A 13,647-nucleotide genomic window follows, 5' to 3' on the forward strand; every position below is an offset into this window, starting at 1 on the left:
AAAAATAAACGAAATGTTAATCCTGATTCTAAAAGGCCAAACCGCCTTATTTCCAACCTATTCAGAAAGAAAGGAAATTTATAAAGCCATTTTGCCCCGTACCATTCTATATCTCCAGGCTAGAGATACAAATCTCCAGACTGAAGACATATATCTCCAGACTGAAAATGCATATCTCTAAACTGGAGATAAAAAACAGACCGCTTTTTATCCTTTTTATCCGCAATATTATGCCATTTGTCTGCAATCGCCGCAAAACAAGCGCACAGAACAAAGCGATTGACTATCTTTGCAGAATCATAAAAAACGACTTGATGCAATGAAGAAACCAAAACTTTTTTTCTTCCTGCTGACTCTGTCCGCACTTGCACTTAGCCCGATGCGGGCATCAGAACCGGAAGAGAACTTATATCTTACTCCGCAACGGCTGTTCCATATTGCCAGAAGCATAAACAAGAATCTGGTCTGTTATGACGCCAATCTGGTTGGAGGAAAACTGGATACACAAAAGCCGCTGAATGTATACTGGGTAAACCGCGAAGAGCATATGGGAGAAAAAAACGGACTGAGCTTTATCCAGCGAAAAATGGCATACGGATACAAAGTGGTGGCCGAAGGAAACAACACAAGCACGGTAACTCTGACTGCCTATGACGGCCGCAAACTGGAGATTTGCCAGCAGGGGGCGCATTACGTATGCCGCACGACCATCAATGGCAAGCCTGCTGTCTTAAAATACCTGTACGTGAAGGTAAACGACAGGAATCCGCTCAGCGTAGACTATGTGGAGCTTCACGGCGAGTCCGTTTCATCCAAAGAGAAAGTGACGGAGCGGATCATGAACTGAAAACAAAAGCACAAGGACCAGAGCTTTATACGCCAGAACTTCAGTCATATTCCCTTCTGATCCTTGTGCTTCTGCATTCACCAACGTGCCGGCGCGTCAGAACGCCCGGCGACAAACGCATGGCTTATTCTCCTTTTACAGCTGAAATCAGTTCGTCAGCGGTAACCAAAGCCTGCTCTCCCGTAGTCATATTCTTCAAAGTCACTTTTCCTTCATTCATTTCGGTTTCGCCCGCGATGGCAACAAAAGGAATAGACTTGCTGTTTGCATAACTCATCTGCTTCTTCATTTTCGCACTGTCAGGATATACTTCCGCACGGATGCCTGCCCCGCGCACCTTAGCCAGCACCGGCAAAACATAATCCGCTTCCGCCTCGCCGAAATTGACAAACAGCAGCTGAGTGGCTTCGGACGCCTCTTTCGGATAAAGATCAAGCTGATTCAGCACATCGTAAATACGGTCGGCACCGAAAGAAATGCCCACGCCCGAAACACCGTCCATGCCGAAAACGCCTGTCAAATTGTCATAACGTCCTCCTCCGCTGATGCTTCCAATCTGCACATCAAGCGCCTTCACCTCAAAAATCGCGCCGGTATAATAATTCAGCCCGCGTGCCAAGGTCAAGTCAAGTTCAACTTCTGACTTCACTCCCAGACCTGCCACTTTCTTCAAGATGAACTCGCATTCTTCAACACCTTTCAGTCCGGTTTCACTGGAAGCAAGTACAGCCTTCAATGTCTGAAGCTTTTCTTCATTCGAACCGCCCAGCAGAATAATCGGCTGCAACTTTTCGATGGCTTCTTGAGAAATGCCTTTTGAAGCCAGTTCTGCATTCACATTGTCAAGGCCAATCTTGTCAAGCTTGTCTATAGCTACAGTGATGTCTACAATCTTATCGGCTTCACCGATGATTTCTGCAATCCCCGTAAGAATCTTCCGGTTGTTCACTTTGACCGAAACACGGATTCCGAAACGGCTGAACACCGCGTCAATCATCTGCACCAACTCTACCTCGTTCAGCAGGGAGTTGCTTCCCACCACATCGGCGTCACACTGATAAAACTCGCGGTAACGTCCTTTCTGGGGACGGTCGGCACGCCACACCGGCTGAATCTGAAAACGCTTGAAAGGAAAAACGATTTCATCACGGTGCATCACCACATAACGGGCAAACGGCACTGTCAAGTCATAACGCAAGCCCTTTTCACAAAACTTGCCCGCCAGCTTGGCTGCATTCCGGCTCAGCAGCTCTTCGTCTGTCAGGGCAGAAAAATAATCACCCGAATTCTGTATCTTGAACAAGAGCTTGTCGCCTTCTTCTCCATATTTTCCCATCAACGTAGAGAGATTCTCCATTGCCGGCGTTTCAATCTGCTGAAATCCGTAAAGATAGAACACCTCACGTATGGTATTGAATATATAATTACGTTTCGCCATTTCTACCGGCGAAAAATCTCTGGTTCCTTTAGGTATGCCTGGTTTTGTTGCCATAATTGATTTCAAGTTTTTGATTTTCCGCACAAAAGTACGCAGAAAAATGCGGATTCCGCAGATTCATGCCGATTTTATTTTAAATTTTCATCGGTTTGATACAACCGATTGAGAAATAAACTTTTAGCGGAGTATTTAAGAAACAGAGGTAACGGTTTGGCGACCATACGAAATTCAGCGATTTGCGGTGCTGTCAAATTACTCTTTCAGATACAAAGGTATAACATTCTCGGAAAAGACAATATCCGTTATCGCGCTTTTGCGTTCTATTTTTGTAAATTATTCATTGAAAGAGAGATAATCTCGCGAATTATAGCTACCTTTACGGTTGAAAACCAAAAGCATAGGCCCAATGGCAAAGATTACTGTTCAAAATACAGACATCAGTGTTGTCAAGTACAACGAAGAAGATTACATCAGTCTTACGGATATGGCACGAAGCCAGCTGCAAGAGCATATAATCTTCCGTTGGCTCAGTCTCAAAAGCACCATTGAATATCTTGGCGAATGGGAAATGCTGTATAATCCCGATTTTAATTGTACCGAATTCGGTACAATTAAAAATGCAGCGGGAAGCAACAACTTCGTGCTTTCGGTAAAAACTTGGATAGAAAGAACCTATGCAATCGGCATCCGTTCAAAGGCCGGTCGCTATGGTGGCACGTATGCACATCGGGATATAGCCTATCATTTCGGTATGTGGATTTCGCCTAAATTCCAATTGCTTCTCGTCAAGGAATATCAGCGGCTAAAGAATAAAGAACAAAGGTTGCTCGGTTGGTCGGCAAAGCGTGAACTATCGAAAATCAACTACCGCATACATACCGATGCCATCAAACAGAACCTTATCCCGACGGAAGTTACTCAGGCGCAAGCAAACATCATCTATGCCAACGAAGCTGACGTATTGAACGTGGCAATGTTTGGCATGACGGCAAAGCAATGGCGCGAAGCCAATCCTGACCTGAAAGGCAATATTCGAGATCATGCCAGCATCAACGAACTTATCTGTCTGTCAAATATGGAAAATCTCAATGCAGTGTTCATCGAACAGGGTATGCCGCAGGGTGAACGTCTTTTAAAACTCAATCAGATAGCCATTCACCAAATGAGCGTATTGGGAAACAGTGATAATGGAGAGAGAAAGTTGTTGAAATAATCATTGCCAATACATTGCCCTTTATTATAGCCTATGTTTCTTAATTGTTTCTCAAGATTCCAGTTATCTGACTTTTTCTGAGGTTCAAGCCATTTGGTTCCCGATTCAAGCCATTGTTTGCGATACTCTGCTTGGGACTCAGTAGTATAATCCTCATTACCCCATTCTACACCGCAACATGGGCAAATATCGTACCGGAGTCTTTCCATCATCACCCCACGGATTGTGGTTGCCAAGTGGATAGCCACAAATAGGACAAAAATTGTTTCCATCAGTTTGTTTATCGGTCAGCTTCATAGCTTGCCTCCTTTCCTCCAAAGACATAGAAGAAACTGTTTAAATTTTCCAATTAAGTATTTTTATCCGCCCCTTTTTGAGTTTGTTTACAAATCGGGCAGGATGCCTCTCTTGCTTTAATTTTGCGGTTATATTGGCCGGCGTATGTTCTGTCTTAACTTCCCGATGCAAATCTGCGGAATCCCTACACCTATCTAAAATTTCCTTCAAGATTTTTACTCGCGCCGGTTCATATAAATCATGACATAATAAATCAGCGTGGCCAGCGAACCCAAAGCAGCCACCACATACGTATAGGCGGCCGACCTCAAGGCGTCTGTGGCCTGGCGGTGATTAAAGGCGTTGGTAATGCCCGCACTGCTCAGCCACACCAGCGCACGGCGGCTTGCGTCAATCTCAACCGGAAGTGTGATCAGGCTGAACAGGGTAGTCATGGCAAACAGGCAAATGCCTATCAGCAGCAGCTGGGGAAATGAATTGACCATCAGAATGCCCGCCAGCAATACCCATGAAACGATGGATGAAGAAAACTGCACCACCGGAACCAAGGCTGAACGCATCTGCAAAGGTCCATAGGCACGCGCATGCTGTACGGCATGCCCGCATTCATGAGCGGCAACCGCAGCCGCAGCCACACTGCACGTTCCATAAACCCCTTCGCTCAAATTGACAGTCTTGTTCGTCGGGTTATAATGATCAGTAAGCATACCCGGTGTGCTGGTTACCGTCACATCGTAAATGCCGTTGTCACGGAGCATCTTTTCTGCAACATCGCGCCCGGTCATTCCGTTGGCTAGAGGCAACTCCGAATACTTTTCAAATTTACTTTTCAATCTGGCCTGCACAATGTAACTGATTACCGCAATGCCGATGAATACAATCCAAATTAACATAGTCTTTTTCTTTTGATTGATGATTTACAATAATATACAGCAAAAACCTTGCCAGAAGATTCCGGCCTTCCTTCTGCCGGCAGAACTGCTCAAAGTTAATCAATTTGCAGATAGCAGAAACGAAGAGATGCCGATTTTTATTTTTTTATTGGACAACTTTACGTAATTTTGTTCATTATTTGAAATGACCATGATAGTTTGCATTGCCGAAAAGCCCAGTGTGGCACGCGATATCGCGGATGTGCTCGGAGCACGAAACCGGAAAGAAGGATATATTGAAGGAAACGGATACCAGGTCACCTGGACATTCGGGCATCTGTGCACCCTGAAAGAACCGCACGAGTATTCGCCCTCATGGAAGACATGGAGCCTCAGCACGCTCCCCATGATTCCGCCGCGCTTCGGAATAAAGCTTATCAATGATCCCGGCATCGAAAAACAGTTCCGGATAATCGAAGGACTGATGCAAAAAGCTGACATGATCATCAACTGCGGCGATGCCGGCCAGGAAGGAGAACTTATACAGCGCTGGGTGATGCAAAAGGCCGGTGCAAAATGCCCGGTCAGACGGCTTTGGATTTCTTCACTCACCGAAGAAGCTATCCGGGAAGGATTCTCTAACCTGAAAGACCAGTCTGAATTCCAGTCGCTTTATGAAGCCGGATTAAGCCGGGCCATCGGCGACTGGACACTGGGAATGAATGCGACCCGACTTTATACGCTGAAGTACGGACAGAACAAGCAGGTGCTGTCTATCGGCCGCGTACAAACTCCTACGCTGGCATTGATCGTAAAGCGCCAGCAGGAAATCGAACATTTCATTCCCAAACAATATTGGGAACTGAAAACGGTTTACCGCGACACGCTTTTTTCTGCCATCGTACGAAAAAGTGACGAAGAACTGGCAGAAGAAGCGGAAAGGGAAAAGGAAAACCCAAATGCAAAAAAGAAAGCGCCATCAGCCGATGCCAACCGGGGCATACCGCAGATAACTGACGAAAAAACGGGCCAGGAACTGCTGGAGCGGGTGCGCCAGGCTCCTTTCTGCATCACGGAAATCTCCTCCAAAAAAGGTACGGAAGCTCCTCCCCGATTGTTCGACCTGACTTCATTGCAGGTGGAATGCAACAGGAAGTTCAGTTATTCGGCGGACATGACCCTGCAACTCATCCAGTCGTTGTACGAAAAGAAAGTGGCGACATACCCGCGTGTCGACACGACTTTTCTGAGCGACGATATCTATCCCAAATGCCCGAAAATACTGGAAGGACTGAAAAGCTACACCCAGCTCACGGCACCTCTGGCGGGAAAACCGCTCGTCAAGTCGAAGAAAGTGTTCGACAACTCGAAAGTGACAGACCATCACGCCATCATCCCTACCGGTGTACAACCGCAGGGATTGAGCGACATGGAAACACATGTATTCGATCTGATAGCGCGGAGATTCATTGCCGTTTTTTATCCTGACTGCAAGTTTTCAACAACAACCGTTATCGGAAAAGCCGACGAAATAGAATTCAAGGTAACCGGAAAGCAGATTTTAGAGCCGGGATGGAAAGTCATCTTTGCGAAAGACACCAAAGACATGCCGGAGGAACAGAAAGACAATGACGACGAGAAGGCGCTCCCGGCATTCACCAAGGGCGAATCGGGGCCCCACGAACCGGCTCTATACGAAAAGTGGACCCAGCCTCCGCGTCCTTACACCGAGGCAACCTTGCTGCGTGCGATGGAAACCGCAGGCAAGCTGGTGGACAACGACGAACTTCGCGACGCTTTAAAGGAAAACGGAATCGGGAGGCCTTCTACACGTGCGGCCATCATTGAAACACTGTTCAAGCGACATTACATCCGCAAGGAGCGCAAGAATCTCATAGCTACACCAACCGGAGTGGAACTGATACAGCTTATCCATGAAGAACTGCTGAAATCGGCTGAACTTACAGGCATATGGGAGAAGAAGCTAAGGGAAATAGAAAAGAAGTCGTACGATGCAGGCACATTCCTCACCGAACTCAAGCAAATGGTGACCGACATTGTATACAGCGTGCTACGTGACAACAGCAACCGGCATGTAACCGTCGCGCAAGATTTTCAGACTCCGCCGGCGACTAAAAAAGAGAATACAGCCAAGACTCGGACACGATCCTCCAAAACAAGAACCAAGGCAAAGCCTGCCCCTGCACTGAAACCGGCCTCTCTTCCCTCCGACGACAGCATCATAGGAAAGGCTTGTCCCCTGTGCGGAAAAGGCATCATCATCAAAGGAAAGACAGCTTACGGATGCTCACAATGGAAAAACGGCTGTACGTTCCGCCTGCCTTTTGCGCAAGAAGCATAAGACTCATGCCGAACGCACCGGCATCCGGCGGAGAATCTTCGGGAATTGCCATGCAAACAGAAGCGTGCAGCAGATGGCGGCAACGGCATCAGAAATGGCCTCGGAAGCAAACACCCCGCTCACTCCCATGAAATGAGGAAGAATCAAGGCCAAAGGAACCAGCAAAATAACCTTGCGAAGCAATGCTATCAAAATGGATATCCGCGCCTGCCCCAGGGCAACAAACATGTTCTGGCAAGCGCGCTGCAGCCCGAATATAGTCATGCCGGCAAGGAACAGCGGCATTGTCCACCGCACCGTTTCAACCAGACGGTCATCGTCCGTAAACACGGCCGCGACCAAGGTAGGAAAACAAACCATAAGCATCATCAGCACAAAGTTAAACGAAAACATCACAATTACCGCCACGCGGAAACAGTCTTTCACACGCTGCTTGTCGCCATGCCCGTAGTTGTAGCTGGCTATCGGAACAAATCCTTGAGCGAATCCGGTCAGCGGAACGCTGGCAAACTGCATGGCGCTCTGCAAAACAGCCAGCGCACTGACATAAATATCACCGAAACGCTCCAGCCTTCCGTTCAGCACAAAGCCTACAAGACTTTCTGTGCTTGCCATAATAAAAGGTGACATGCCCAATGCAAGCATCGACAGGATTACTCCCTTGTCCGCCTTCATATAACGCTTTTCGAGCCGGAGCGTCGCCCTGTCTGAGGACAAGAAGCCAAGCACCCAGACAGCACTGCACGCCTGAGAGATGATGGTTGCCAATGCAGCCCCCTTTACTCCCATGTCAAGCGCGAAGATAAAGACAGGGTCGAGTATGATGTTGAGCAAAGCACCTACCAGAACAGAGCACATGGCAACGGCGGGCCGCCCCTGGCAATTGATGAACATGTTCAGTCCCGTAGAGATCTCTACAAACACGGTGCCCAGCAAATAAACCGACAGATAATCCACGGCATAAGGCAGTGTCCGTTCGGATGCCCCCGTAAGCAGCAGAACAGGCTCCATAAACACATACGCCATGAAGGAAGTCGACAAGGCAAGCAGTATCAGCAGCACAAAACCGTTTCCCAGGATTTCTCCTGCCCGCACCCTGTCGCCCTGTCCCAATGCAATGGCGGCCAGAGGAGAGCCGCCGGCACCCACGATAGACGAAAACGCCGAAATAAGTATGATGATGGAAGTGGTAACGCCCACCCCCGCCAACGCATCGGTTCCGATTTCCGGTATATGACCTATATATATACGGTCGACTATATTGTAGAGCAAATTGACAAACTGTGCTGCGACTGCCGGGAGCGCCATCTTGAAAACAAGAGGCAACATGCGGTCTGTCCCTAATCGTTCTTCGTATCGGCTGTTCTGACTATTCATACATATTATTTATGGCACGCAAAGTTACTCATTCGGTTCAGAAAATCGGGTTCTCCCGCTTTTCCTGCCTTCCGACAATGTTAAAACAAACTTAAATCTGCAAGCAATAGTTGTTCAGACAGCACAAAATAGCTACTTTTGCAAAGTCGAGTTTACAAAAGTGCAATTTTCTATGAACAACAACACATTCAAAGAAATCAATGAAAGCTTCACCATCAAAGAAGCTATTGATGAAGCAAAACGTTGTCTGAACTGCAAGAATCCTTCCTGCAAGAAGGGATGTCCCATCGAAAACGACATTCCCGGATTTATCCACCAGCTCTCTATGGGTAATATGGGAGATGCGATGGCGATCATAAACGAAAAAAGCAACCTGCCTGCCATCTGCGGACGTGTATGCCCGCACGAAAAGCAATGCCAGGGGCACTGCGTGCTTTACGCAAAGGGGAAAGGCATACAGATCGGCAAGCTGGAACGCTTTGTGGCCGATTTTGATACGGACATGAATCTGATCCGCGAACGCCTGCCGCAAAAGACACGTGGGAAAGTGGCCGTTATCGGTTCGGGACCGGCCGGACTGACCGTTGCCGGCGATTTGGCAAGGCAAGGATTCAATGTCACTATCTTTGAAGGACAGAGCGAACCGGGCGGCGTATTGATGTATGGCATACCCGAATACCGGCTCCCCAAAGAAGTCGTAAACAAAGAAATCAAAAAGATTGAAGCGCTGGGAGTCAATTTTGTGCTGAACTGTCTTGTAGGGAAACAGATAACCATCGACCAGATGTTCGAACAGGGATATGACGCCATCTTTATCGGAACAGGAACTGCCCTTCCGAAAGCGCTGGATGTGCCGGGAAGCAAGCTGAGAGGCATTGTCCAGTCGTCTTACCTCCTCCACATGGCGAGCATCTACAACCAGAATATCGTGCCGCGCGACATGGTTCCGTTGGGAGAAGGCGAAAAGGTAGGCATCATCGGATGCGGAAACGTAGCCATGGATGCTGCACGCACCGCCGTTCGCATGGGAGCCGGAAGCGTGAGCGTTATCTATCACAAGACGGAAGCTGACATGCCTGCCATCCAGAGCGAATACCAGGAAGCCGTAAAAGAAGGGGTTCAGTTCCTGTGGCAGACATCCACTCTGGAATTTCTTGGAAATGAAGAAGGAAAAGTGCGCGCCATCCGCGCCACGACTCCGGACGGAGAAAAAGAAATTCCGTTCGACCGCATTTTCCTCGCAATAGGTTCACGTCCGGCAAACCGCATCGTTTCGACAACCACCGGAATCGATGTCGATGAAACCGGTTACGTCATCGTGAAGGAACGTCCCTATGGCATGACTACACGCAAAGGGGTATTTGCCGGAGGTGACGTGGTACACCGCCCGCATACGGTGGTACTGGCGATGAAGGCTGCCAAACAAGTTGCGGCAGGCATCGCCCAATACGTTGACGCAGTGAAGCTTCTCGAAGCATAAACGCACATTTATTCCATATCTTGCGGGGACGCACGGCTTGTGTGCCCCCGCAAGCCGTTTATCGCCCGTTGCGTCTGATATATTCGGAAATGACCAGAAAGAAGTTCACCCTGGTATAGAACACCAGCAAGAGCACGATGTCGCAATTCACGATGCCTTTCCTCCAGGCCGACAGGGAAAAGCCGTCGGGGAAAAAGGTCATCACCAGCATAACCCCCAGATAAATGAGAAAACCTTCGGCAAAACTCTCCACGACAAAAAGCGCGGGGCTCTTCAAATAAGTGCGGTGCGCCCAGCTTCCCAAAGAAATCTTATAAGTCAAGGGGTTGCTGCACCGGTAATGCCACAAGCCCGCTACGGCCAGAAGCGCACCGAACGACAAATTTACAATCACTTTTCCCCATCCGGCTCCCAACAGATACGATACCGGCAGCCAGACCAGCACGAACAGAAGCGCGCTCATCCAGCATGCCTTCCCCCTCAGACGCGGGGATGCTTCAAATTCTTCCGTTTCCATAACACAATAATAGAGGTCAACCATCTGACAAATATAAACAATGCAATGCAAAACGCCAAACTTGTTCATGTCTGAAACGGAAATGTCATCTTATAAACTTATTTTTTGATTTACATCAATAAAAGCGGGACAAAACGCAATTTCATGCTGAAAAACATATTTTGATAAGAAAAAAGCCTTATCTTTGCAGTGTAATTAAAAGAAAACAAGTTCTAGAGCTTGACTAAAGTAGAAAGAAAGTTTTAAGGATAACGTAAAAAACAATAGGTAAAAGAAAAGAGGCCTGCCGCGACGGTCCGCCAAAAAAGAAGGTTTTTTAAGGTATTAATTAAAAAAGAAAGGGTAACAATTATGAAAAAGGTAAAAAACATTTTCCACAAAATCGCTAACGCAGATCCGATGATCTGGGGTTACGTAATGCTGAATGAAACCAACCGCAAATAATTGTTGCGGAACGCTGAGTTCGTCAGCATTCTTATCGAGAACAGGAAGGCCATAAGGCCATTGGTTAATATTACGGTAAAGAGGGTGATCCGGCTAGGGGTCATCCTTTTTTTGTACGGTTCAAGAAACGCAAGGCCGAAATGTCAATCTGACAAAACGTCATTTCCGGACCGCGAGAATCGCCTGCTTCGGGCAAGGGCAAAGGGTTGTCCATAAAACCGCAGACACAAACGCCCGGAGCGGTTCAAACAGCTTGCATATAGCGAAAAAGGCAGACAAAAGCATATATACAGAAGGGAGAAACGCATCAAAAAGAAAGATAAAATCCGCAGAAGTCTTCTCCACGAAAGAATGTCAGTTGGCTGATTCGGAAACAATCCGGAGAAAAAACGCCGGCATCCGGCACCCTGAACCACGGAAACGGAGCGTTTCTTCAGGAATGACGGGACATTTCACACAAGATATATGGTCATTCGGACGAAAATGACGGGACATTTTGCCGCAGATGACGGGTTATTTTCACGGAAAGGCAGGGATGAAAATCCTCTCAGAAGGGTTTCCGGAGGGAAAGGCAGCATGTTTCCGGAAGAAAAATGCCTGCAGAAGAGTGTAAATCCGCCCGTTGCAGGTCAGCAGATCGGCCGATATGCAAACATTATGAAAGCGAAATGCCGAAGCAAACAGCGATTTGCATCCGGTGCCAAGAGCGGGATTTATCGTCCCGGACAAAGCAGCCGCACGGATTATGAAGATATTTTTGTACCTTTGCCAACCACCTAAAAGGCCAAGACCATGACACACCTCTCGATCGACACAGACAATCCGGAGTTTCAGAATGCCCTGAAACTGATCCAATATACCCGCCAGTCGGTTTTCCTTACCGGGAAGGCAGGCACCGGAAAGTCTACGTTCCTGAAGTATGTGTGCCAGAACACCCGAAAGAAATATGTGGTGCTGGCTCCCACCGGAATAGCGGCCATCAATGCCGGAGGAAGCACACTGCACAGCTTCTTCAAGCTGCCTTTTCATCCACTCCTGCCCGACGACCCCAAATTTGCGGGAAACAAGCTCAAGGATTACCTGAAATACTCGTCCGACCACCGGAAACTGATAAAAAACATCGAACTGGTCATCATCGATGAAATCTCGATGGTACGGGCGGACATCATCGACTTTATCGACCGGATTCTGCGCACTTATTCACAGAACATGCGCGAACCCTTCGGCGGAAAGCAGCTCCTTCTGGTAGGCGACGTATACCAGCTTGAGCCGGTGGTGAAAAGCGACGAAAGGGAAATACTGAACCGCTTTTACCCGAACCCATACTTCTTCTCGGCCAACGTGTTCCGGCAGATTGAGCTGGTATCAATCGAACTGACCAAAGTGTACCGGCAGACCGACAAAGTGTTCGTAAGCGTGCTCGACCATATCCGCACCAATACGGCCGGAAACGCCGACCTCCAGCTTCTGAACACACGGTGCAACGTGCCGGAAAACAGGGAGGAGAACGACCTGTATATCACCCTCGCCACACGGAGGGACACGGTTGACTACATCAACGAGAAAAAACTGGCGGAGCTTCCGGGCGAACCCGTCACGCTGAAAGGCGTCATCAAGGGAGAGTTTCCCGAAAACAGCCTCCCCACACTCATGGAGCTGATCGTAAAGCCGGGCGCGCAAATCATTTTCATCAAGAACGACCAGGAGAAGCGGTGGGTGAACGGAACCATCGGAACCATCTCCGGAATATCCGACGACGGCATCCTTTACATCGTGACCGAGGAAGGACGCGAATTTGATGTCCGCCAGGAAAGCTGGAGCAACATACGCTATCACTACAACGAACAGGAAAAGAAAATCGAAGAAGAAGAACTGGGCACCTTCACGCAATATCCCATCCGGCTGGCATGGGCCATCACCGTCCACAAAAGCCAGGGACTTACGTTCAGCCGCGTGGTCATCGACTTTACCGGAGGGGTGTTTGCCGGAGGACAGACGTATGTGGCGCTGAGCCGGTGTACGTCGCTCGAAGGCATCCGCCTGAAACGGGAAATCACCCGGAGCGACATCTTCGTGCGGCCGGAAATCGTAAGCTTCGCCAAGCATTTCAACGACCGGATCGCATTCGACCGCGCCATGAAGCAGGCGCAGGCCGACGTGGAATATGCGGAAGCAGCAAAAGCTTTCAACAAAGGCGACTTCACCGCCTTCCTGAGCTCGTTCTTCAAGGCAATACACAGCCGATATGACATCGAGAAGCCTCTCATACAGCGGTTTATACGCAGAAAGCTGAACATCATCAACCGCCTGAAGGAAGAAAACCGCCGGCTGAAAGAGGAAATGGCAGCACAACGGAAGAACCTGGAGAAGTATGCACGCGAATATTACCTGATGGGGAACGAGTGCATCACAAAGGCACACGATGCACGGGCGGCCATCGCCAACTACAACAAAGCCATCAAACTTTACCCCGGATACGTAGACGCATGGGTGCGCAAAGGCATCACCCTGTTTGATGAAGGGCACACCGAAGAAGCCGGAATATGCCTCAACAAAGCTGTCGAAATACGCCCCGGAGAATTCAAGGCCGTATACAACCGCGGGAAACTGCGCCTGCATACGGGATACATCGAGGGAGCCATAGCCGACCTTGACAAAGCGACCAGCCTGAAAGCGGAACACGCCGGAGCGCACGAATATTTTGCTGAAGCGCTCGAAAAAGCCGGGAAAGAAACGGAAGCAGCCATCCATTACCGCATAGCCGAAGAGCTCAGAAAAAAGAAAAAGCAATAAAGCGCAG

Annotated in this window: 9 protein-coding genes; 5 read left to right on the top strand and 4 right to left on the bottom strand. The window is 48.6% G+C overall.

From position 1 onward, the window contains the following. Positions 1 to 319 precede the first annotated feature (319 nt). Positions 320 to 847: a DUF4833 domain-containing protein gene (locus tag NW212_RS06485; RefSeq protein WP_258337833.1), complete on the top strand. Its 528-nt coding sequence runs from the start codon at positions 320 to 322 to the stop codon at positions 845 to 847. A gap of 124 nt (positions 848 to 971) precedes the next feature. On the opposite strand, the gene hisS is transcribed toward NW212_RS06485, so the two are convergent. Continuing rightward, positions 972 to 2,339 (bottom strand): histidine--tRNA ligase, encoded by a 1,368-nt coding sequence (gene hisS, locus NW212_RS06490; RefSeq protein WP_258337834.1) that lies wholly within the window; start codon positions 2,337 to 2,339, stop codon positions 972 to 974. Positions 2,340 to 2,691: 352 nt separating this feature from the next. Here hisS and NW212_RS06495 point away from each other — a divergent pair, with 352 nt between their 5' ends. Then, on the top strand, positions 2,692 to 3,498 hold the full coding sequence (locus NW212_RS06495; protein ID WP_258337835.1) for a KilA-N domain-containing protein: 807 nt from the start codon (positions 2,692 to 2,694) through the stop codon (positions 3,496 to 3,498). Positions 3,499 to 4,010: 512 nt separating this feature from the next. Here the strand turns inward: NW212_RS06495 and NW212_RS06500 are convergent. After that, positions 4,011 to 4,688, bottom strand: a complete 678-nt coding sequence (locus NW212_RS06500) for a zinc metallopeptidase (protein ID WP_258337836.1) — start codon at positions 4,686 to 4,688, stop codon at positions 4,011 to 4,013. Between the two features lie 190 nt (positions 4,689 to 4,878). Between NW212_RS06500 and NW212_RS06505 the strand changes: the two genes are divergently transcribed. After that, entirely contained in the window at positions 4,879 to 7,029 is a 2,151-nt protein-coding gene (locus NW212_RS06505; RefSeq protein WP_258337837.1) for a DNA topoisomerase 3, read from the top strand. Between the two features lie 3 nt (positions 7,030 to 7,032). On the opposite strand, the gene NW212_RS06510 is transcribed toward NW212_RS06505, so the two are convergent. After that, entirely contained in the window at positions 7,033 to 8,406 is a 1,374-nt protein-coding gene (locus tag NW212_RS06510) for an MATE family efflux transporter (RefSeq protein WP_258337838.1), read from the bottom strand. A 172-nt stretch (positions 8,407 to 8,578) separates the two neighbouring features. Here NW212_RS06510 and NW212_RS06515 point away from each other — a divergent pair, with 172 nt between their 5' ends. Continuing rightward, positions 8,579 to 9,886 (top strand): NAD(P)-dependent oxidoreductase, encoded by a 1,308-nt coding sequence (locus NW212_RS06515; RefSeq protein ID WP_258337839.1) that lies wholly within the window; start codon positions 8,579 to 8,581, stop codon positions 9,884 to 9,886. 58 nt (positions 9,887 to 9,944) lie between these two features. On the opposite strand, the gene NW212_RS06520 is transcribed toward NW212_RS06515, so the two are convergent. Continuing rightward, positions 9,945 to 10,403, bottom strand: coding sequence for a hypothetical protein (locus NW212_RS06520; RefSeq protein ID WP_258337840.1), 459 nt, complete (start codon positions 10,401 to 10,403; stop codon positions 9,945 to 9,947). Positions 10,404 to 11,639: 1,236 nt separating this feature from the next. Here NW212_RS06520 and NW212_RS06525 point away from each other — a divergent pair. Further along, a complete protein-coding gene (locus tag NW212_RS06525; RefSeq protein ID WP_258337841.1) occupies positions 11,640 to 13,640 on the top strand; it encodes an AAA family ATPase in 2,001 nt (666 codons plus the stop codon). Positions 13,641 to 13,647 lie beyond the last annotated feature (7 nt).

Origin of the sequence: Bacteroides sp. ET225, from assembly GCF_024733745.1 — a bacterium.
In the GTDB taxonomy this organism is placed as follows: Bacteria; Bacteroidota; Bacteroidia; order Bacteroidales; family Bacteroidaceae; genus Phocaeicola; species Phocaeicola excrementipullorum.

What these genes read in the sequence shown, in the direction of transcription:
- NW212_RS06505 (WP_258337837.1), top strand. Translation starts at nt 4,879, where the DNA reads ATGATAGTTTGCATTGCCGAAAAGCCCAGTGTGGCACGCGATATCGCG.
- NW212_RS06520 (WP_258337840.1), bottom strand. Translation starts at nt 10,403, where the DNA reads ATGGAAACGGAAGAATTTGAAGCATCCCCGCGTCTGAGGGGGAAGGCA.
- NW212_RS06515 (WP_258337839.1), top strand. Translation starts at nt 8,579, where the DNA reads ATGAACAACAACACATTCAAAGAAATCAATGAAAGCTTCACCATCAAA.
- NW212_RS06495 (WP_258337835.1), top strand. Translation starts at nt 2,692, where the DNA reads ATGGCAAAGATTACTGTTCAAAATACAGACATCAGTGTTGTCAAGTAC.
- hisS (WP_258337834.1), bottom strand. Translation starts at nt 2,339, where the DNA reads ATGGCAACAAAACCAGGCATACCTAAAGGAACCAGAGATTTTTCGCCG.
- NW212_RS06485 (WP_258337833.1), top strand. Translation starts at nt 320, where the DNA reads ATGAAGAAACCAAAACTTTTTTTCTTCCTGCTGACTCTGTCCGCACTT.
- NW212_RS06510 (WP_258337838.1), bottom strand. Translation starts at nt 8,406, where the DNA reads ATGAATAGTCAGAACAGCCGATACGAAGAACGATTAGGGACAGACCGC.
- NW212_RS06500 (WP_258337836.1), bottom strand. Translation starts at nt 4,688, where the DNA reads ATGTTAATTTGGATTGTATTCATCGGCATTGCGGTAATCAGTTACATT.
- NW212_RS06525 (WP_258337841.1), top strand. Translation starts at nt 11,640, where the DNA reads ATGACACACCTCTCGATCGACACAGACAATCCGGAGTTTCAGAATGCC.